This window comes from Ruegeria sp. K3 (assembly GCF_056531845.1).
Genome location: NZ_JBQFMM010000006.1, coordinates 35,759 through 56,881, shown reverse-complemented (window position 1 = coordinate 56,881; position 21,123 = coordinate 35,759). Strand labels below are relative to the sequence as shown.

Genomic DNA, 21,123 nt, shown 5'->3' with positions numbered 1-21,123 from the left:
ATGACCATAGGTACATTGGATTCGAACGGGCTGTGGCTCGGCCGTATTGAGCGCGGCGGAATCGGCCCCAGCGTGGTGACCCTGCGCAATGGGCGGATTATCGATATCACGTCAAAAACGGCACCAACTGTCAGGGACATTCTGGAACGCGACGATGAAGCAGATCATGTGCGCAACGCTCAAGGTGAAGATATCGGCCATTTGGACGCCGACCACCAATGGCTGGCCCCGTGTGACCTGCAGGCGGTCAAGGCCTGTGGTGTCACATTTGCCGGGTCCATGGTCGAACGCGTAATCGAGGAACAAGCCGCCGGTGATCCTGCCAAAGCCGACGCGATCCGGGCGCGCATCGGAGACCGGATCGGAGACAGCCTCTCGAACATCGTACCTGGATCGGACGCGGCCGCAGAGGTCAAAGAAGCACTGATCGCTGAAGGCCTCTGGAGCCAGTATCTGGAAGTCGGGATCGGCCCCGATGCCGAGGTGTTCTCCAAAGCACAAGTTTTGTCTTCGGTCGGGTTTGGTTCAGAAATCGGTCTTCACCCGATTTCGACCTGGAACAACCCCGAGCCCGAAGTCGTTCTGGCCGTTACTTCTAAGGGCGAGATTAAGGGCGCTACGCTGGGGAACGACGTCAACCTGCGTGACGTTGAAGGTCGTTCGGCTTTATTGCTGAGCAAAGCAAAGGACAACAATGCCTCTTGCGCGATCGGACCGATGATCCGGTTGTTCGATGATGGGTTCACACTGGACGATGTACGCCAGGCTGAACTTGCGCTGACCGTGACCGGATCGGATGGATTTGTGCTGAACGGAAGCTCATCTATGTCCCAGATCAGTCGCGATCCTGCAGACCTTGTGAAGCAGACTATCGGGCGCCATCACCAATATCCTGATGGGCTGATGCTTTTCCTTGGCACCCTGTTCGCCCCGACCCAAGACCGTGACACACCTGGCGGTGGGTTCACTCACAAAATTGGCGATGTCGTCACTATCTCCAATACGCGCCTTGGAGCGCTGACAAACACCGTGCGCCTGTCGACGGAATGCCCCGAATGGACCTTTGGGGCATCACACCTGATGCGAAACCTCGCCCATCGCGGCCTGCTGTAAGAGAGAACGAATATGTTGACCGGAAAACACCTAATTGCTGGCGAATGGCTCGGCGCAGACACTACTTTTGCGTCGGAACCAGCGCATGGACCAAGCCATGACTTTTCTGTGGGGACAGCGGCGATGATTGATAACGCAGTGGAGGCAGCAGAGTCGGCATTTGCCACTTTCGGGTGGTCCTCTCGTACCGAACGCGCCGCGCTATTGCGCAAGATCGCAGATGAGATTGATGCCCGCGGGGATGCCATCACCGAAATCGGCACTCAGGAAACCGGCTTGCCCGAGGCACGCCTGCAGGGGGAACGTGGCCGTACCGTCGGCCAGCTGCGTCTCTTCGCCGATCAAATTGAAGCGGGCGATTATCTGGACATGCGCCATGACCCGGCCATGCCGGATCGTACACCCCTGCCCCGCCCCGACCTGCGCATGATACAGCGCCCGCTGGGTCCCGTTGCGGTGTTCGGCGCTTCGAACTTCCCATTGGCCTTCTCAGTCGCAGGGGGCGATACAGCGGCGGCACTGGCCGCGGGATGTCCCGTCGTCGTCAAAGGCCATTCGGCCCATCCCGGCACGGGCGAGATCGTGGCGCAGGCCATCGACACCGCCATCAAAGCGACGGGAATTCATCCCGGAGTGTTTTCATTGGTACAGGGTGGCAAACGGGATGTGGGCACGCGATTGGTGCAACATCCCTTGATCCGGGCGGTTGGCTTTACGGGCAGCCTCGGAGGTGGACGGGCGCTGTTCGATTTATGCGCGCAACGCGATGAACCCATTCCGTTTTTTGGCGAACTGGGTTCAGTCAATCCGATGTTCATACTGCCGCAAGCGGCGGCCGCGCGCGGTGCTGAAATCGGCAATGGCTGGGCCGCGTCCCTAACCATGGGCGCTGGACAGTTCTGCACCAATCCCGGTATCGCCGTGATCATCGAAGGTCCGGATGCTGACGCGTTTCAAGTAGCGGCAGAGGCTGGCCTGTCTTCGGTGGCCGAGCAGACAATGCTGACCGATGGAATTGCGGAGGCATACCGAAACGGAGTTTCGCGTGTAGCTGCTGGTACCGGTGTATCGAAGATTATGGGCAAAAGCTGCAAGTCACGCGATGCGGCCCCTTACCTGTTCACTGTTTCTGGTGATGACTGGCTGGCCAATCGGAAGCTGCAAGAAGAGGTTTTCGGCCCATTAGGCATCATCGTGCGTGTGAAAGACCGCGCTCAGATGCAACGGATTGCCCGGACCATCGAAGGGCAACTGACCTGCACACTGCATCTGGACGCAGGTGACAAAGCGGACGCTCAGGCACTGCTACCGCTGCTTGAACGAAAGGCTGGGCGATTGTTGGCCAACAGCTTTCCGACCGGGGTCGAAGTTTGCGACAGCATGGTTCACGGAGGCCCCTACCCCGCCTCAACCAACTTTGGCGCTACATCCGTGGGAACACTGTCGATCCGCCGTTTCCTGCGGCCGGTTTGTTATCAGGACATCCCATCCGAGCTTCTACCCGAGAAATTGTGAGGTTGTTTATGTCGACAATCAACCCATCCAACCGGCTTGCAGATAAGACCGCTCTCATCACAGCAGCTGGCCAAGGCATTGGCCGTGCAACCGCCGAATTGTTCGCTGCCGAAGGCGCACGGGTGATAGCCAGCGACATCAACGATGCTGCGCTTGCCGAATTGGGCGGTATTCCGGGTATCGAACCGCTGCAACTGGACGTAATGGACGATAAGGCCGTTACAGATGCAGCGGTCAATCTGCCGCAACTGGACATTCTGTTTAACTGCGCAGGTTATGTAGCGGGGGGATCAATTCTTGAATGCACTGAAAAGGATTGGGATTTCAGCTTTGACCTCAACGTAAAGGCCATGTTCAGACTGATCCAACTGACTCTACCCGGAATGCTGAAAGCAGGCGGAGGATCAATCATCAATATGTCGTCGGTCGCATCGTCCATGAAAGGCGTGCCCAACCGATTTGCGTATTGCGCGTCAAAAGCAGCGGTGATTGGCCTGACCAAGTCTGTGGCAGTCGATTTTGTGACCCAGGGCATTCGGTGCAACGCGATTTGTCCAGGTACGGTGGACAGCCCCAGCCTGCATGACCGGCTTCGCACCACCGGGGATTATGAGCAGGCAATGACTGATTTCATCGCCCGTCAACCGATGGGCCGTATTGGCACAGCGGAAGAGATCGCTGAACTGGCTCTGTATTTGGCCAGTGATGCCAGCAAATACACTTCGGGCCAGCCCTTTGCCATAGATGGCGGCTGGACGATCTGAGCAGGAAGGACCTGACAATGAAACTACTACGCTATGGCCCGAAGGGCGCTGAGAAACCCGGCATTTTGGCCTCAGACGGCTCGGTTCGCGACCTTTCCGGTGTGGTGGATGATATCTCGGGCGATACTCTTGGCGATGTCGTTCTTGAAAAGCTCCGCGCACTAGATTTGGCCAGCCTGCCATTGGTAGACGGCAACCCGCGCATCGGTCCTTGCGTTGGCAATGTTGGAAAGTTCATATGCATTGGCCTGAATTATGCCGATCACGCAGCAGAAAGCGGCATGGAATTGCCTGCTGAGCCCGTGATCTTCTTCAAAGCCACCTCGGCCATCGCCGGCCCCGACGATACCGTAGAAATCCCGCGCGGATCGGTCAAAACCGATTGGGAAGTTGAGCTGGGCGTCGTTATCGGCAAAGAGGCCAAATATGTCTCTGAGGCGGAAGCCATAGACCACGTCGCCGGCTACTGCGTAGTGAACGATTTGTCAGAACGTGACTTTCAGCTTCATCGCTCTGGCCAATGGGTCAAAGGAAAGTCTGCGGACACGTTCGGCCCAATTGGCCCCTGGCTGGTAACACGAGACGAAGTCCCCGACCCGCAAAACCTTCCGATGTATCTTGAGGTAAACGGGCACCGATATCAGGACGGATCAACCAAAACGATGCATTTTGGCGTAGCGACGGTCATCTCGCATCTGTCGCAATTTATGTCTTTGCAACCCGGTGACGTGATTTCTACAGGCACACCCCCGGGTGTTGGTATGGGACAGAACCCGCAGACCTACTTGAATCCCGGCGACAAAATGGAGCTTGGTATTCAGGGGCTGGGCACGCAACGTCAGAACGTCATCCAGGGATGAGAGCGCGCTGTAGGCGAACACCATATGTAGCCTTGAAGCAACAAAAGTAAGCGAGAAGGTTTTGTTTCAGATAACGCTGCCCGTATACTGATTATCTATCAGGCCAGTAAATAGTCTTATAGGCGCTTCTCGCGCGATTAATCCGGTATTTGTAGTATCGGATCAGGTTACCGAACATCTTCCTAGTTGCTTCGGGCGTTTCAATGCTGAGAAGAGTCGTTATTTTTTTGCAAGCTTTGACAAAGCCTGTCCTTAAGTCACGATTCAGCAGGCCCCCAAGCCGGCAAGATGGGTGCCCTTCGCATTAAAGTAGACAGACCGATACAGCTCTTAATAATACTTATTAAAGTATTTTGCACACTACGCCCAAATGACCTTCTACTCGGTCAATCATTCAACCCATCGCCGCCTTTTCTTTGGCAAGCCACAGCACGATCATATCCATCATTGATAGGTGCTCACGGCCAATCCGTTATATGCTCACGCGCCTCGAATATGTTTCGGTACGCTATGTTGGTCTTCCCGATGAAATGTAGTGCCGGGGCGCTCGAAGATAGAAGCGATCGCGTCGTCCCTGCCCTGCCGCGAAAACTGTGTATCTGTTCAGCCGCGACTAACTACATAAATTGTAGATTATCTGCCCTAGTTCCATATCAATACGTTAAGAAACCTTCTACTGATGGCCCGAACTTGTATTCGTCAACTCTGCTCGGAACGTACCTGCCCGAACTACAAAACAAGAATTTGAGGCCGGGCGGTAAAAGCTAAGCGTTTAGATGGTCTCCCAAGGTACCGTATTATACGAATGGACTGTTTGTGCAAAAAAACGTCGCTGAGATTAACCAGCGCCGCGCTTCGGATCTATCTCGCTAAGCCCGTCTTACCCGTGGGTAAGATCGTCTTCTTCTCGCAGATCCTCGATCAAAGTGGCCACAGCACGTTCTAATTTCGCCCTATCGACACGGGTAAAATCGAGATCATAGCGAAGTTCGATCCTTCCGCTGGATGCAGAACATTTTGCAATCCCTGCCCTGCCCCTTACCTGAAACGTTGTCTTCGCGCGGCGTGGTTTACCAACGGCTTCAGCCTTTGGCTTGGCGGCGGTCGCATTTTCGATTGTGAGAAAATCGCGAAGAATGGCCACTTCGCGCACGCTGTCGCGATTTGGTTCACTCACCAAAGCCGTACTTACTTGTCGGATCAATCCGGGATCAGAGTCGAGCTTTCGTTTGAGCTCAACACCCACATTCCGTGGAATATCGTTTGGGTGCATAAGAGCCTTTTCCAACATGGCCAGCAAACTCGCAAACGCCCGAATATAGCTGCGCTTGGTATAGCTTGCAGATTTGAACAAGGTTGAAACCGCTTTGTCGACATCCGGACAATCATTGGCGGGGTCTTCCGCATAGGCACGCGCAAGCGCGCCCATTTCCGCAAACGAGATATCCTTTCGGATCAGGTTTTCATCGACCATGCGACGATAGCTATCATCCAGCTCTGCAACGTCAGAAACACCGGCCGGAATCGTCGCAAATCGCGCGTCGCCAGTTTCCTCAAGTAATGCGCGAAATGCCGATAATCTGCGCATTCCTTGAATTAACTCAAAGCGTCCATCGTTGCGACGCTCGACCCGGATCGGGTTCGAAAGACCCACATCCTGAATAGAAGCCTTCAACTCATCCAACTCAGGATCAGGGCCAGGCTTGCGGTCGCGCGTCAGGCGCTCGGTAACAACATCCGCCAATGCGATCTGTTCAGTAACATACCCTTCTGAACGTAGTCGTACAAGCTCGTGCGCTAACCTGTCATTTTCGACTCTGATTGCATCTTCGGTAGTTTGCTGGTCGCGTAGCGCATTAGCGTTCTCGGAGATTGCAGTGGCCATCGGTCCGCGCCTTTTCTCAAGCGCTTTATCCGGAACCTTGCCAACCGGGATTTCTTCCATCGCTGGCATATCGATATCGAACATTCTGCGTTTTCGGCTCATACGTCATCCTCCAGCTTGTCCCAGGCCGATAGCATGACGCCCCGGAATTCATCATAAACATTATCAAATGTCGAACGCGCGCGACGCCAGGTTTCCCTCGTCATCTCACGGTAATCCATCTCATAAACTGAACTCAGGAACCGACCAGATTGCTCGACCGCACGCGTCATCTCGACCGGGTGCTCGGCGAGGTGCTGACCAAAGACTTTGCGGAATGCGTCATACATCGCTGTGTGCAGTGCATTCCCCGGTTCATAGCGTGTAAGCAAAAACCGAATTTCGCAGAATGTCTTGGGTAAACCAATCTTACCCGTGGGTAAGGTCTTGTCGAAACCATAGGCCAGATCTTCGAGGGCCTCGGCCAACTGGCCAATGAATGAGGTGGTTGAATCGTATTCCCAGTATCCAGGCCCCGACGGGATATACAACATGTCTGCGGCGAACACCGCATTCATCGATTGGTATCCTATCGCAGGCGGGCAATCGAACAGGATCAGGTCATAAGCATCATTCGGTACCTGATCCAGATAGCGGGACACAGCTGCGAAAAATGACCACTCAGGATTCAGGTGCCGATATTGTGCTGATGCGAATTCGACGAAAGCAGCGTTGGCGCAAGAAGGGATCGCATCAATCGTTGACCATGAGGTCTGCTTGATAAAATCAGAAATGCGCAGTTCGCCGAGGCCCATATCCGCTATAGAAGGTGGTAATTCTCGGCGGGGCAGGGCGGTTCCTGACTCCGCAGCCGCAGGGCGGTTATTCATGCGCTCGGTTTCACGGATCAGATCCCGCGCCATGATACCCCAGACGGTGAAATCTTCAGCGACATCGGTCAGACCCATCGAATGGCTGAGCGTCGCCTGAGGGTCAAAATCCACCACTAATACTCGGTAGCCGTCCAGAGCAGCGGCATGCGCAAGATGCAACGCCACGGTCGACTTGCCAGCCCCCCCTTTGAAATTGGCAACAGCGGCCCGAACCGCCCGCTTGCCCGCAGGGCGTGGGGGAGTGAGCGCTTTGCGATTAACCTTAAGCCGCCGCCTGAGCTCATTTACCTCTTCCAGACTAAACCAACGCTGCCGCCCATCAGGCTCGACCTCGCCTCCCGGCAATGAAGGATCGGCAGCCAGCTTTCCTCGGAAAGTCGATTGGTTCACCTTAAAGATCAGCTCGGACACCTCCCAGCTTGAGAACCGCCTTAGCGTCTTCTCCATCTCAGGGCTGAAAGTCTGCTGGCGAATCCAGCCCTGCAATTTCAGGGACTGGGTGCGCAATGCATTCAGGTCTTCGTGCGTGTACATGCCTCAGTTCTCATTCTTCTGGACGTTATTTTTCTCTCTTTTGTTATTTACGCCTGATTTGCATATTTGGCAAAAGAAATTATTGTAAGGTTGTGATGTTACCCACGGGTAAGAAAATATGGCCGTATCTAGTGCTGACCGATTCGGGACGCTGCTGCTCTCTGCAATCGTCCTGACTTCGGATATCCTACCGGATTTAGGGGGACACAACTCAAGCAAATACGGTATATAGGGGGACATTATTGCTCCATAAGGGGACACCCAGTATGTCCCCCATCACCATAGATTCACCTATTTCTTTTATTTTTTGATAGCGAATAGCACCTATCAAATAGCGTGATCTCAACGAACTCTTGACAGAATCGAAGTATTGGACGCTAATCAGTGAACAATCACGAAAAGCGTTGGGAAACGGCGCGATTACGGCGGGATCAACCCGCATGAGGCAAAAAAGAGCGGTGAGGAAACGGATGCAGGTTGCGAAACCGGTCGGGCGAAATGCGCCTGCACTGAAGTACGATATCTTGTCGGCGCTCGCCGTTCACGCCTTATCAGGTGACAAGCATCGTCATCGCAGTGTTCTACGCATCATGACATTAATTACCACGCGCTATAACTGGCGCTCCAATGAACTGTCGATTGGCCGGGAAGAGATCGCTCGGTTGTGGTCCGTGAACGAACGCACGGTTAAACGTGAGATGGCTAAGCTGCGCAGCGCAGGCTGGATTGCGGTCAAACGACCCGCCGCTCGGGGTCGGGTTGCGGTTTATGAACTCGACCTCAAGCAGATCATGCTGGACACAATGGAAGCCTGGCCCGTGATCGGAACGGATTTCCAGGAACGAATGCAGCAGAAGCCAGAGCGCGATACCAATGTTGTACCATTTCAGTCAAAGCCATCGATCCCGCCGCCACAGGGTGAAGACGTTTGGGCACAGGTTCAATCGATCCTACATGAGCGTGACCCAGAACTTTGGTCCAGTTGGTTCAAGCATCTGAACGAAGCCGAAAGGGCAGGGGGCCTGGCGACTCTGATTGCGCCAACGCGTTTTATGGCGGATTACATTGCACAGAAATGGTCGGGCAGGGTTTTGGCCGCTTATTCGCGTGCAGACCCTTCGGTTCGAACAATTCGCATTGAAGCGGCAGAATAGGACGCGGGCTTGCTCAACTGGCAACAGGCGACTATCTAGCGGAAACTGTTTATGAGCGCGTCAGATGTGACATAGCTCGATCCTGATCACAGTGGACATGTGCATTGCAAAAGATCAAATCAAAATTTGCGGCCATATTGAGTGATTCTGTCCTGTGGCGACTGCTCTCCGAGAATATGCGCGAGCAAGTGGTCCCTTATACCATCGCGATCATCGCGATGGTATTTGTTGCGGCAACCACAGCAGGTATCGCCTTTATCATGCGTGATGTGGTGGATTCGCTGTTTGACAGTGAAAACTCAGCTAAGATTTTTGGCGTTTCGATGACCGTGTTCACGATTTTCCTGGTCAAAGGCATTGCAACCTACGTCCAGATTGTGGCCCTTACGCGTGCCGGGAACCGGATTGTCTCGAAACAACAGATCAAGCTTTACGATAAGCTTTTGCGGCAGGGTGTTTCATTCTTCAACCTGACAGAAAGCTCGGATTTGTTGTTGAAGGTGACACAAACGGCCCAGGCAGCGCGCACGGTGATCGAGATAATGGTGACCACGGCAGTTCGCGATATGCTGACCCTGATCGGTCTGCTGGCTGTTATGTTCTATCAGCAACCCATATTATCCCTTTTTACCCTGATCGTCGGCCCGTTGGCGGTTTTAGGGATCAGGTTACTGCTCAGAAAGATTCGCGAGATTGCAGATATGGAACTGCAATCGATGGGCGCGATCATGAAAGTCATTCAGGAAACCTCGTCTGGCATTCGCGTGGTTAAGACTTTCGGGTTGGAAGAGCGCATGGCCAATAAGATGAACTCGGCCGTGAAAAGCGTCGAGAAGCGGCGCAATAAGCTTGCGCGTTTGCAGGCAGCGACAAGCCCGCTGACCGATATTCTGGCCGGGTTTGCAATTGCCTCGGTCATCGGGTTGAGCGCTGGTAAGCTGTTTGGCGCTGCAGCGTCTACTCCGGGTGAACTGATGTCGTTCGTGACCGCTGTGATGATGGCCTATGAGCCCGCGAAGCGTCTGACGAAGGTGCGGGTGAAGATGGAACTGGGTCTGCGCCGGGTGCAGATGTTGTTCAATATGTTGGACGAGCCTGAAACTCTGCCGGAAGAGGCCAATCCCAAAAGCCTGCCTGATGGTCCGCGAGAGGTGGTGTTCGACGCCGTCACTTTCGGCTACCGTCGTCGCGATCCGATCCTGAAAGGGCTTTCGTTGACGTTCGAAGCTGGCAAGACCACCGCTCTGGTTGGTCTGTCCGGCGGCGGCAAGTCGACCATTTTGAATTTGGCCCTGCGCCTTTATGACCCGAGCAGTGGTTCGGTATCGATCGATGGTCAGGATATCAAGTACGCCTCGTTCAAATCACTGCGCCAGAACATGTCGTTCGTCGGGCAAGAGACGTTTCTGTTTTCGGCCTCAATCGCCGACAACATCCGTTTTGGCCGTGAGGGTGCCTCGCAAGACGACGTGATCGAAGCTGCCAAGGCCGCGAATGCCTATGACTTCATCATGTCGCTTGAGAAAGGCTTTGACACTCTGGTTGGTGAAAATGGTGCCTTCCTGTCCGGTGGTCAAAAACAGCGCCTTGCGATTGCGCGCGCGCTTCTGCGCGACAGCCCGATCCTGCTGCTGGACGAACCAACTAGTGCGCTGGACTCGCGGTCGGAACATCTGGTTCAGGAAGCCTTGGGCCGCCTGACCGAAGGGCGTACGACAATCATCGTGGCTCACAGGCTTTCAACCATCATGCATGCGGACAAGATCGTGGTGATTGAGGCTGGTGAAGTTCTTGAGCAGGGCAGCGCCCAACAGTTGCTGAAGAAACCGGGGCCATTCAAAACCCTATATGACCATCAGTACTCGAACGCCGTCAATGCCGAATGATCCCGACGTGATCCAACGGCCTGACATTACACCGGCGCGTTCGTCCCTGAGCGCGTCAGTGATCATCCCGACCTATCAAAGCTGGGACCAATTGCAGCTTTGTCTGGATGGGCTAGCCTCTCAGACACTGAACACAAACCAGTTCGAGATACTTGCAGTCAACAATGACCCGACCGACCCCATGCCCGACGGGTTTCGCCTGCCCGCAAACGCCCGCATTCTAAGTGAGACAAAACCCGGCTCATACGCAGCGCGCAACCGGGGAATCGAAGAAGCCGCCTCGGAGCTGCTGTTTTTCACCGACTCCGATTGTCAGCCTGACCCGCTCTATCTAGAGGCCGGGTTGAAAATAGCCGAAGACCACCCCGAGGTTAATCGCTTTGGCGGCAATGTTGTGCTGATCCCGAACGGGCAGGATTGGAAGACGACCGAACTCTATGATGTTCATTTGGGATTAGAGCAAAAAAAATGGGTGGAACGTGGGCGCGCGGTTACGGCCAATCTGATCGTTCGGCGGGAGCTTATGGATCGCATCGGTCGGTTCAACGACACGGTGTTGTCCGGCGGGGACATGGAATGGAATGATCGTGCACAATCTGCGGGCGAAGCGATTGTGTTTGCCGAAGACGCCATCGTCCGTCACCCGGCGCGCGACAGTCTTGGGGATCACATCACCAAAGCCCGTCGTATTGAGGGGGCTAGGCTGCGCCGCAATGCCAAGCGCGGCATCGTTAATTACATCCCGCCTTTGCAGAAATTGATCCCTTCCTTCAAGACGTTAAAAAATCTCCTGAGGAATCAGGATCTGTCAACCAAACAGGCTTTTGGTGTGTGGGGCGTTCACTATGTGATCCGCGTTGCAAAAATTACGGAAACCATTCGACTTCTCTGGATGCAGAGGCCTGACCAGCGGAAGTAGTGGCCACTGGCAAAAATAAACCACCTTCAGACCATGACGCTACGCGTTCTGGTTCGGCTTAATTCAAGTTGATCCTTACGGTAGGACTCTTGGACAAGTGACTGCGGCACACTCTGCGTTCGCCGCTCGACCAATTAGCTTTGTTTAACATGGCGCTCTGGAAATCAATGTACTCTAGCTTTGAGCTCTTTCATCACAGCTGGTGGCACGATTAAAGTCGATCTCCGCGTTCGTGTATATTGATGTTCAGTACTTTGTTCATATCTGATCACGCTGATCCAGGTACCGATTGCACAGGGCATTGACTGTTGCGTGCAGGATGATGGTAAGTAGCGCCAACACGATTAGCGCGGCGAACATCAGGTCGGTTTTGGCACGGCCATTGGCCAGCAACATCAGATATCCCAGCCCACGCGACGCTCCGACCCATTCACCGATGACGGCACCGATCGGGGCATAGACGGCAGCCAGACGCAGGCCGCTGGCAAATCCGGGCAGAGCAGATGGAATACGGATGTGCCACATTACTCGGGCAGGTGACGCCCCCATGACCCGAGCCAGATCCAGCCAGTCGCGATTACTGCGCATCAGTGCATCAAAGAAAGACGAAGTAACCGGGAAATAAATGATCAGCAGCGCCATGGCGATTTTGGCCTCGAGCCCGAAGCCAAGCCACAGGGTCAGAATCGGTGCGAGGGCAAAGACGGGGATGGTCTGGGAAAACACCAAAATTGGTCGCACCAGCGCGCGTGCTAGCGGTGAGGCGGCAAGGCCGATGGCCGACAGCCCGCCCAGCACTGCGCCAAGGGCCAGCCCGATCAGCACTTCGGTCGCGGTGACCAGTCCATGTTCCAGCAGAAGGTTGCGGCTGTTCCAAATGGTTTCGGAAACCAACGCTGGCGGGGGCAAGATAAAACGCGGCAAGCCGGTGGCCCAGACCACCAGTTGCCAAAGCGACACTGCCACTGCGGCTGCAGCGATTCCTGCAGGCCAACCTGTCATCGGGCAACCGGGAATCCTGCCCATGCGGCATCGAAAAAGGCGCGCTCTAGGGCCACGGCTTTTTCGAAGGTGGCGGCAACCTCGGCCTGCGCCTGGTCCGAAAGGGTCGGCCAGATCGCATCCAATTGCTCACGTAGATAGGCCACCACACTTTCGAACCCGTCGCCGGAGTGCAGGGTGATCCATTCACCCAGCCAGAACGGCAGATTATCGGCGCGGTTTTCGACCGGGCTAGCCCAATCCAGATAGACCCATTCCGCGACGACCAAGACCGCCAGCATCCGCTCATAACGCCCTGATGCACGAGCCTCGTCCATCAGGGCTTGAAACGCCAGTGTTTCGGGTGCGGCTTCGCTTGCCTGCGGCACATCCAGCGCGTTGAATGCACGCAAAAAATAGGTGTTCTCCGGCCCGCAGATCTGACCTAGAAACTGTGCGCCCGGCACAGCATCGGCGAGGTTGGGTGCATGCGCCACTGCTGAGGCCAGCAGCCGCACAAAGCCTTCCACGAAAAGGTAATCCTGCTGTAAATAGCCAGCCATTTTGTCGTGATCGAGCATTCCGGTTGCCAGCGCATTGGTAAAGTCATGTGTCGTGGCCGCTGTCCAGTCGTCCTGGTTCAGCGCCCTGAGAGTTTCGCTTGCGCTCATCTGTTCGTCCTGAGTTGTTGAAGCAGCGCGGCCTGGATGCCCAGCACGCCCGGATCATCAACAGGGCGCGGGATGCTGCCCATAGGAGTTTCGACCGGGTGCAGCCCGTCGCGCGTCATGATCATGATGTTCTGCCCCAGCCGCGCCACTTCGGCCGGGTCATGGGTGATAAGCAGCACCGTACGTCCCTTCAGCAGCTGTGCGGTGAGGTCCTGCATATGCACCCGAGTCAGGGCATCAAGGGCGGAAAAAGGTTCGTCCAGCAGCACAATGGGGCGGTCTTCCATCAGGGTTCGGGCCAAGGCCACGCGCTGTCTCTGCCCACCGGAGAGCTCTCCCGGTTTCTTGTCTAGATGCGCGCCTAGCCCAACTTGCTCCAGCACGTGCTCGGCTCGATCCCGGTCAAGCGTCTCGCCGCGCAATCGTGCCCCTATTGCCACATTGTCGAGCGCTGATAGCCAAGGCAGCAACAAATCACTCTGCGCCATTAGGGCCACCCGCCCGGCCAGCGCGCCACAGTCCGAGGCCCAGATTTCACCGTCCAAAGAAACATGGTCTCCCAGTCCGGCCAGCAGCTTGAGCACTGTAGATTTGCCCACACCACTGGCCCCCAGAAGACAGGTCCAACGCCCTGCATCAAGTCGCAGATCAATGCCGTGCGCGATGGATGTGTCGCCAATCGACAGTGATCCGCGCAGATACAGGGCGGGGGCCGGGCTCATGGCTGCGATGCCATGCCCCAAAAGCCGACCTCAAGCTCGGTCGCCTTGTGGAAGCGGTCGCAAAGATTTGCCCAACGTGGGCAGTTTTGCGGGTCATCCCCGATGCGCCGCGCTACCACGCCATCGATCAGCGCGCCAACATCGCAGCAGACCTGTTGGTAATCTTCCCCGCCATAAGTGTTGATCCAATCGGCATAGGTTTCTGAGGTCTTTGCCACCGAAAGCTCCGCCCCGATCACACCATAGCCCATGACGCAGGGGGCCAGTGTGGCCAGCAGATCAAGCATATCCCCTGAATGCCCGGCATCCAGCACATAGCGTGTATAGGCAAGATTAGCCTGACGCTCTTGCGTTGCAATAAGTTCTTCCTCGGAAATCCCAGCCTTGGCACAGATGCCGATATGCAGGGCAAGCTCGTCATTGATCAGTGCATTCACGGTCCCCGCGGCGAGGCGCATATCCGCGACGGTCTCAGCCTTGGTCACCACCAGCGCCCAAGCGCGGGCGAAATGGATCAGAAAGACATAATCCTGCTTGAGATAGTGCAGAAACGCTGCGCGCGGGAGGGTTCCATCACCCATGCCCCGCACGAATGCGTGGCGGGTATAGGCAGGCCAGGTTTCCCCGGCCGCCGCTCGCCACGCCTCAAATGAGGTACCGTAGTTCATTGTGCCCCCAGATCGACCGCGATTTTCGATACCGGGCGGGTGCCCTCGACCAAGCCGCTTTTGGCCAGAAATTCCTCGAAGCGGATGTAGCGGCCTTCGTCCAGCGCCTCAGGACGCAAGGCAAAGCGGGGTAGGGTGTCGACCCAAGCCTTTGCATTCAGCTCGTCGTCCAGCTCTTCCGCGTAGCTTTTGAAAATCTCCCAGCTTTCATCCGGGTTGTTGACGATGTATTGCGTGGCCAGCTCGGTGGCGCGCAGGAAGCGGCGCACCTTGTCCTTGTCCATCAGCTCGGGGTTGGCGACGTAAATCAACTCGTCATATGTCGGCACGCCTTCTTCTTCGACATAGAAGCATCGGCCTTCGACACCTTCGATTTCCATCTGGTTCAGCTCAAAATTGCGATAGGCACCGATCACCGCGTCGACCTGCCCGGACATGACCGAGGGGCTGAGCGAGAAGTTGACGTTGATCATCTCGATCTCGTCCAGCGCGACCCCATGCTTGCCCAGCATGGCACCCAGCACCGCTTCTTCGACGCCGGCAACCGAGAACCCGATCTTACCACCTTTGAGCTGGCTGATTTCCTGGATTGGGCCGTCCTTCAGCGTCAAAAGGCAGCTGAGAGGTGTCGCCACTAACGTGCCGACGCGCATCAGCGGCAGACCTTCGGCTACCTGGAGGTGCTGGTTTGGTTGATAGCTCACGGCGATGTCACCCTGCCCAGCGGCCACCAGTTTCGGTGGGGCCGAGGGATCAGCAGGCGGCACAATCTCGACCTCAAGATTCTGGTCTGCGAAATAACCTTTTTGCTGCGCTACGATGATCGGACCGTGATCAGGGTTTACGAACCAATCCAGCAGCAGAGTCATCTTGTCTTGTGCCAACGCCGGTGTAGCCATCAGCATCGCCGCTATGGTCAGAAAATGTTTCAATTCGGTTTCCTCGTTTCAGTTGTTGTCACCTAGGGCCAGAAGCTTGATTTCGGGCCCGTTTTTCGTGGAAATCCGCATCGCCGCCTGCCAGGCCCGAAGACCGGAACGGCAGGCAAGGATGAGGCGTCTGTTGTTTTGCAAAAGGGGGTCACGCGGATCGATTTCATCGACACTGAGGCGCTGAGCACCAGCCAGCTCCGGGCCGGGTTCATCTGCAGCGCGCAGGTCGATTACCAGATCGTCGGCCCGAAGCATTTCGCGCGCTATGAAATCCGGCTCAGGTATAGGATCCGGTGCGCCGTCAAAGCGAAAACCGCCAAAGCGCATGCTGGTGGCGTCATAGGTCACCAGACGCCCCATTGGCGTAAGGTCCCCGCTCAGCACCGCAACCGCGATTTGCGCTTGCAGACTACCGATCACACCCACCGTCGGGCCAAGCACGCCATCGGCGTCGCAGGAACCCAGCCTTGCAGGCAGATCCGGGAACAGCGCGCGCAGACCCGGAGCCTTGTGGCAGAAGCCCCCGACATAGCCCTCCGAGCCCACAACGCTGGCGCTGATCAGCGGCAGATCGGCAGCAAGGCAAACATCCGAGGCCACATAGCTGGCGGCAAAACTGTCGGCGCAATCTAGCACCAGATCAACACCCTGACAAAGTTGCGGGGCATTGGCCGGATCAAAGCGGGTTTCGACCGGTTCGATCCGCACCTCATCATTTAGCGCCATCATTTCACGTGCTGCCACCTGCACTTTGGATTGCCCTATGTCGCGTTCACGGAACAGCGTTTGGCGGTGCAGGTTCGACAGGCTGATCATATCATTATCAACCAAACGTATACGTCCCACACCGGCCCCGACCAGATATTGCAGCACTGGTGCGGCAAGCCCTCCTGCGCCAATCACCAGTACATGCCCGGTGCGCAGGTTTTCCTGCCCCGATGCGCCAAAGCCAGGTACAGCAATCTGGCGTGCATAGCGGCTCATGGGCAGATCCTTAGCCACTCGCGTACACGGGCTTCTGGGTCGTCCTTCAAGGTGATGTCGGTCACGGCGGACACGATGTCGGCCCTGGCGGCGAACGCACCCGGCGCGCGCTCGACCGACATGCCACCTATCGCCACAAGCGGAATAGGTCCGATCCGCGCCTTCCAGTCGGTCAGCTTTTCAACACCCTGCTGGTGCCACTTCATCTTCTTGAGGATGGTCGGATACACCGGCCCAAGCGCCACATAGTCAGGCCGCAAAGCCAGCGCACGCTTAAGCTCTGCTTCGTCATGGGTTGAGACGCCAAGTTTCAATCCAGCAGCCTGGATTGCATCAACATCAGCGGTATCCAGATCTTCCTGCCCCAGATGCACCCAGTCGCAGCCAAGCTCAATCGCCAGTTGCCAATAGTCATTGACCACCAACAGCGCGCTGTGGTCGCGGCACAAATCCCGCGCCTCCGCCAACTGCGCGCGCACCGCATCCAGGGGATGTTCCTTGATGCGCAGCTGCACCAACCGCACTCCGAGCGGCAGCATTCGGCGCAGCCATGAGATGTCATCGAATATCGGGTAGAACGACGGCAGCGTCACAGCATGGCCTTTCCGAAAACAGGTGTTGAGGGCGCGGCCATGTCGCGCGGTTCCATAGCATCGGCACCGAAGGCCAAGGCACCGGCTTCAACCGCGCGGGCAAACGCTTGGGCCATCGCCGCCGGATCACCTGCCTTAGCGACCGCCGTGTTCAGCAGCACCGCATCATAGCCGATTTCGATGGCCTGTGCCGCCTGTGATGGCAGGCCCAGCCCTGCATCAACCACAAGAGGCACCTCGGGAAAATGAGCCCGTACCGAGCGAAGGCCGTAAAGGTTGTTCAGCCCCAGTCCGGTGCCGATCGGCGCCCCCCAAGGCATCAACACACGACAGCCAGCCTCGATCAGTTTCTCACACAGCACCAAGTCTTCAGTGCAATAGGGGAAGACGTCGAACCCTTCGTCGGCGAGAATGCGCGCCGCCTCTGCAAGGCCGAACGGGTCGGGTTGCAGCGTGTCGGCATGGCCGATCACTTCAAGCTTGATCCAGTTGGTCTCAAACAGTTCGCGCGCCATCTGCGCCGTGGTGACCGCTTCGCGTACCGAGTGGCACCCGGCGGTATTGGGCAACACCGCGACACCCAAATCACGGATCAGAGACCAGAAATCCTGCCCGGCCCTTTCACCACCCGCCTCGCGACGCAGCGACACCGTGGCAATGCCTGCGCCCGAACGTCGAAACGCATCGGCGAGCACTGCGGGCGACGGATACTGCGCGGTGCCCAACATCAGGCGCGACGCTATTTCCTTGCCGTAGAATTCCGGCATGTCAGCCCCCCTGCCGCGGCGAAACCAGCTCGATCCGGTCCCCATCGGAAAGCACTTGCGCCGCACGTGTTGATGCCGGAACGAACACCTCGTTCACCGCCGTGGCCAGTTTGTCATTGCCTTTGCCTAGTTCGACCAGAAGATCGGCAAGGCTGGGGCCTTTGGCCTCGACGGCCTCACCATTCACCATCAGTTTCATGTGGTTCTCCCCGGTGTTTTGTGTGCGATTTTCGTGTTTTGGCAGTTCTCGTACCAAAGCGCGGGCTGCGTGCCGCAGGTCACCAGATCTGCCACCATCCCTGCCAACGCCGGAGCAAGCAGATAGCCATGGCGGTACAGCCCGTTCACCATGATGCGATCGTCGAAATGGCGGATGCGTGGCTGATTGTCCGCAAAGGCCGGGCGGGCATCGACTCCGATTTCCAGCAGCTCGGCTTCACCAAAGGCTGGATGCAACGCGTAGGCCGCATTCATTAGTTCCATCACGGATCGCAGGCTTGCGCGGCTGCGCTGCCCACTTTCGATCTGGGTTGCGCCCAACATGAATACGCCATCGCCGCGCGGTACGATGTAGAGCGGGAAACGAGGATGCAGCAGCCGCACGGGACGCGATAGCGACACGTCCGGGCAGCGCACGATGAGCATCTCACCCTTTACCCCGCGCAAATCGCTCAGCCGATCCTGCGCGGCGAGACCACGGCAGTCGATGACCTGACCCAGCGTTTCGCCTGCAGTCAGAAACTCAACGCCCGAAGCCACCAGGTGTGCATGCAACCCGGTCAACATCGGGCGGGGATTGAGATGCGCTTCATTCGCGATGAACAACACCTTGCCGAATTGCTCGGCCAGATGCGGCTCGTGGAGCGCGATGCCCTCGCGGTCCAGCCATTCCACGCCTTCGGCGCGCCGTGCAAACGTCGTCAGCTCGCTCTGATCCCGGCCCAGAGCGACAACCAAGGTACCGTTCCGGGTCACATCCAGACCGAACTGCGCCCCCTGCTTTTGCCACCAATCCGCTGCTTTGCGCCCGTGTTCCACAACGGGCTGTTCGGTGACTGCGCCCTCGCATTCCGGTGCCAACATGCCCCCGGCCCACCAGCTGCAGGAATGCGTATTCACGGGACCTGCCGGGTCGATCATCCGTACGGAAACACCGCGTGACACCAGCTCGGCTGCAACGCAAAGCCCGGCAACCCCGGCACCCAGAATGGTGACAGCGCTCATGCCCACATCTCGTGAAAATGATGTACCGGGCCATGGCCTTGTCCAATCTCCAACCCGTCGGCACGTTTTATTGCAGCGTGCAGCCAGCCATGCGCCCGCCGCACCGCAGTCTCAAGATCCATGCCGCGCGCAAGGCAGCCCGCAATTGCTGCGGAATAACTGCAGCCAGTACCATGCGTGTTGCGGGTCGCGATCCGCGGTGCCCCCAGCGTGACAACGAACCCTGACTTTGCCAGCACATCAAGGCAATCAATGCCATCGGCATGGCCGCCCTTGATCAGAACTGCCTTAGGACCTAGCGCCAGCAACGGCGCAACCAGTCCGGCACTGTCGCCCTTATGGGTTTGTCCCAGCAGCTTGTCCGCCTCGGGCAGGTTTGGTGTCAGCAGGTCAGCGAGCGGCAGAAGATACTGCTTCAGCGCGGCAATCGCTTGATCTTCAAGCAGGGCGACCCCGGATTTCGCCACCATGACGGGGTCGAGGACGACAGGTCCGGAAAAACCTTCCAATGCACGGGCCACTGTTTCGACCAATAATGGCGTACCCAGCATTCCGATCTTGATGGCGTCTATGCGGATGTCGTCTAGGACCGCCTTGATCTGAGCCGCGACCACATTGTCGGGTACCGGATGTACTGCGGTCACGTCACAGGTATTCTGCGCGGTTATCGCGGTCACCACGCTGCAACCGAACACGCCCATTGCGCCGAAGGATTTAAGATCTGCCTGAATTCCCGCGCCGCCCCCGCTGTCGGAACCGGCAATCGTCAATGCTGTCGCAACCATGGCACATCCCTCATTGTCATGGTCAGGATGTGCGTGGAAAGACCCGTAGCCTGCGTTGTGACACGAGTTGTGACACGGGGCGCCCGGTATGCCTGTTTCCTCCGCCGGTCCTAACCGGGTCAGGTTCAATGGGTTTGCATGTCTGCATCTCAGCCCCGAGGGGCACCCCAACAGATGGTTACCGATTATTGATGAGATCAGGTCTCGTCAACAGTTTTGTTGCACACCGTATGATGGGTGCGGCTTCGCTTTGAGCTTTGCAGTTAACTCGGGGTGTCGCCGGTGTCGCAAAATGGTGGTGTTTCCAGATGCTATGACCGGAAAACGGCACAATAAGACAGGGACACCCAGCGCCGACATCGTGGTCGTTGACCCAGCCCCGCGATCCGAGATTGAAGGCAGAAACAGTTCTTTGAGGTCTTGTCACAAGTTCCCGTCCGCAGATGCACATAGTTGCAACGAATAAATTGCTATGGGCAAATTCAGGTCACAAGTCGGCTAAACGTTTCATTTCAGGGCGCTCAACTGCCTTGGCCAATTCGCATAGTTCGAAAATGCTCGTCTCAATGACGCGGTTCAGCCAAGATCTCGTGTGCAGGTCCAAACAACCCTCCAGGACAAATCGTCCAGCCGTAGAAAACCCGCGTTCGAAAGAATCCTTTTACAGGCCCGGACACCTTTGTGCCCATAAATGAGGCGATGGAATTCAATAACAATGGCTCGAATGCCCGACAGGTCCGCATTCCTCAAGAAATCCAGTTCCGCCCCCTCAATATCCATCACAAGAACCGTCGGAGCGAACTCTCGTTTCACCGCTTCGAAGTCCGCTTTAGCTACGCGCACTGATGTTGTTGATTCACCTTCATTATCAAAAACTGAAGACCCTAGATATGAAGCGTCAATATGAAACGGAATAGAGTCGGGATCCTTTGGATTGGCGCTTAGTATCGCATTCCGGACTTCGATCCGGTCTGAAAGCCCATTTAGGGCATGTAAACGACGGATGTGTGGAATTAGATTTGGATTGGCTTCAAAACTGAGAATAGCCTCTGGTTTGTTCTCGAGCGCGACAACACCACTCACGATACCCAGACCGGCGCCCATTTCCAGAATACGATCCTCAGGTTGAACGACGCTCAAAGCGCCATCCATTTCCCAGCTTTCATAGTTGTCCTGCTCGATCAGATTCATGATCGTTTCGTCCAGAAATGGCGATGAAGGTATCTTCAATCCACGGTACTGGATCGCAACATCAGGGTTCGTTTCGGTCATACTTGCTCCATTCCAAGGATGA

At 56.5% G+C, this 21,123-nt stretch carries 21 protein-coding genes and 1 riboswitch; of the genes, 7 read left to right on the top strand and 14 right to left on the bottom strand.

Translation table 11 applies throughout. The features are described from left to right. From ACR0MP_RS12375 to ACR0MP_RS12360, 4 genes are read left to right on the top strand one after another with little or no spacing between them, the layout of a single operon-like run. Positions 1-1,113, top strand: coding sequence for a fumarylacetoacetate hydrolase family protein (locus ACR0MP_RS12375; RefSeq protein ID WP_170407437.1), 1,113 nt, complete (start codon positions 1-3; stop codon positions 1,111-1,113). Positions 1,114-1,125: 12 nt separating this feature from the next. Then, positions 1,126-2,628, top strand: a complete 1,503-nt coding sequence (locus ACR0MP_RS12370; protein ID WP_170407440.1) for an aldehyde dehydrogenase (NADP(+)) — start codon at positions 1,126-1,128, stop codon at positions 2,626-2,628. 8 nt (positions 2,629-2,636) lie between these two features. After that, complete coding sequence (locus tag ACR0MP_RS12365) at positions 2,637-3,392, top strand: SDR family oxidoreductase (protein WP_170407443.1); 756 nt, start codon at positions 2,637-2,639, stop codon at positions 3,390-3,392. A gap of 17 nt (positions 3,393-3,409) precedes the next feature. Further along, positions 3,410-4,252 (top strand): fumarylacetoacetate hydrolase family protein, encoded by an 843-nt coding sequence (locus tag ACR0MP_RS12360; protein ID WP_170407446.1) that lies wholly within the window; start codon positions 3,410-3,412, stop codon positions 4,250-4,252. Positions 4,253-5,132: 880 nt separating this feature from the next. Here the strand turns inward: ACR0MP_RS12360 and ACR0MP_RS12355 are convergent. Then, positions 5,133-6,239: a ParB N-terminal domain-containing protein gene (locus ACR0MP_RS12355; protein WP_170407449.1), complete on the bottom strand. Its 1,107-nt coding sequence runs from the start codon at positions 6,237-6,239 to the stop codon at positions 5,133-5,135. After that, positions 6,236-7,543, bottom strand: a complete 1,308-nt coding sequence (locus ACR0MP_RS12350) for an AAA family ATPase (protein WP_480886559.1) — start codon at positions 7,541-7,543, stop codon at positions 6,236-6,238. The genes ACR0MP_RS12355 and ACR0MP_RS12350 overlap by 4 nt, the downstream gene beginning before the upstream one ends. 470 nt (positions 7,544-8,013) lie before the next feature. On the opposite strand from ACR0MP_RS12350, the gene ACR0MP_RS12345 reads away from it, so the two are divergent. From ACR0MP_RS12345 to ACR0MP_RS12335, 3 genes are all read left to right on the top strand, one after another. Next, positions 8,014-8,697 (top strand): DnaA N-terminal domain-containing protein, encoded by a 684-nt coding sequence (locus ACR0MP_RS12345; RefSeq protein WP_170407454.1) that lies wholly within the window; start codon positions 8,014-8,016, stop codon positions 8,695-8,697. Between the two features lie 137 nt (positions 8,698-8,834). Next, a complete protein-coding gene (locus ACR0MP_RS12340) occupies positions 8,835-10,583 on the top strand; it encodes an ABC transporter ATP-binding protein (RefSeq protein WP_480886556.1) in 1,749 nt (582 codons plus the stop codon). Then, positions 10,573-11,502: a glycosyltransferase gene (locus ACR0MP_RS12335; protein WP_170407459.1), complete on the top strand. Its 930-nt coding sequence runs from the start codon at positions 10,573-10,575 to the stop codon at positions 11,500-11,502. Before ACR0MP_RS12340 ends, ACR0MP_RS12335 begins: the two co-directional genes overlap by 11 nt. 258 nt (positions 11,503-11,760) lie before the next feature. Here the strand turns inward: ACR0MP_RS12335 and ACR0MP_RS12330 are convergent, their stop codons facing one another. The 12 genes from ACR0MP_RS12330 to ACR0MP_RS12275 all read right to left on the bottom strand — a co-directional run bounded on the left by ACR0MP_RS12330 (position 11,761) and on the right by ACR0MP_RS12275 (position 21,101). Then, positions 11,761-12,504, bottom strand: coding sequence for an ABC transporter permease (locus ACR0MP_RS12330; RefSeq protein WP_170407462.1), 744 nt, complete (start codon positions 12,502-12,504; stop codon positions 11,761-11,763). Next, positions 12,501-13,154 (bottom strand): TenA family protein, encoded by a 654-nt coding sequence (locus ACR0MP_RS12325; RefSeq protein WP_170407465.1) that lies wholly within the window; start codon positions 13,152-13,154, stop codon positions 12,501-12,503. The genes ACR0MP_RS12330 and ACR0MP_RS12325 overlap by 4 nt, the downstream gene beginning before the upstream one ends. Beyond that, positions 13,151-13,876, bottom strand: a complete 726-nt coding sequence (locus tag ACR0MP_RS12320; protein ID WP_480886552.1) for an ABC transporter ATP-binding protein — start codon at positions 13,874-13,876, stop codon at positions 13,151-13,153. The genes ACR0MP_RS12325 and ACR0MP_RS12320 overlap by 4 nt, the downstream gene beginning before the upstream one ends. Then, entirely contained in the window at positions 13,873-14,544 is a 672-nt protein-coding gene (gene tenA, locus ACR0MP_RS12315; RefSeq protein ID WP_170407472.1) for a thiaminase II, read from the bottom strand. Before tenA ends, ACR0MP_RS12320 begins: the two co-directional genes overlap by 4 nt. Then, positions 14,541-15,449: an ABC transporter substrate-binding protein gene (locus ACR0MP_RS12310; RefSeq protein ID WP_480886679.1), complete on the bottom strand. Its 909-nt coding sequence runs from the start codon at positions 15,447-15,449 to the stop codon at positions 14,541-14,543. Before ACR0MP_RS12310 ends, tenA begins: the two co-directional genes overlap by 4 nt. Positions 15,450-15,491: 42 nt before the next feature. Further along, on the bottom strand, positions 15,492-16,460 hold the full coding sequence (locus ACR0MP_RS12305; RefSeq protein ID WP_170407477.1) for a HesA/MoeB/ThiF family protein: 969 nt from the start codon (positions 16,458-16,460) through the stop codon (positions 15,492-15,494). Beyond that, positions 16,457-17,053: a thiamine phosphate synthase gene (locus ACR0MP_RS12300; RefSeq protein WP_480886551.1), complete on the bottom strand. Its 597-nt coding sequence runs from the start codon at positions 17,051-17,053 to the stop codon at positions 16,457-16,459. The genes ACR0MP_RS12305 and ACR0MP_RS12300 overlap by 4 nt, the downstream gene beginning before the upstream one ends. Then, the gene (locus ACR0MP_RS12295) at positions 17,050-17,820 is read right to left on the bottom strand and encodes a thiazole synthase (RefSeq protein ID WP_170407484.1); all 771 of its coding nucleotides are present in this window, start codon (positions 17,818-17,820) and stop codon (positions 17,050-17,052) included. Before ACR0MP_RS12295 ends, ACR0MP_RS12300 begins: the two co-directional genes overlap by 4 nt. A gap of 1 nt (position 17,821) precedes the next feature. Beyond that, a complete protein-coding gene (gene thiS, locus ACR0MP_RS12290; protein ID WP_170407488.1) occupies positions 17,822-18,019 on the bottom strand; it encodes a sulfur carrier protein ThiS in 198 nt (65 codons plus the stop codon). After that, positions 18,016-19,044 carry an FAD-dependent oxidoreductase gene (locus tag ACR0MP_RS12285; protein WP_170407491.1) on the bottom strand — a complete coding sequence of 343 codons (1,029 nt, stop codon included), beginning with the start codon at positions 19,042-19,044 and terminating at the stop codon, positions 18,016-18,018. Before ACR0MP_RS12285 ends, thiS begins: the two co-directional genes overlap by 4 nt. Beyond that, positions 19,041-19,829: a bifunctional hydroxymethylpyrimidine kinase/phosphomethylpyrimidine kinase gene (thiD, locus tag ACR0MP_RS12280; RefSeq protein ID WP_480886549.1), complete on the bottom strand. Its 789-nt coding sequence runs from the start codon at positions 19,827-19,829 to the stop codon at positions 19,041-19,043. Before thiD ends, ACR0MP_RS12285 begins: the two co-directional genes overlap by 4 nt. Before the next feature lie 79 nt (positions 19,830-19,908). After that, positions 19,909-20,009: riboswitch (TPP riboswitch) on the bottom strand. 396 nt (positions 20,010-20,405) lie between these two features. Continuing rightward, on the bottom strand, positions 20,406-21,101 hold the full coding sequence (locus ACR0MP_RS12275) for an FkbM family methyltransferase (RefSeq protein WP_170509380.1): 696 nt from the start codon (positions 21,099-21,101) through the stop codon (positions 20,406-20,408). Positions 21,102-21,123 lie beyond the last annotated feature (22 nt).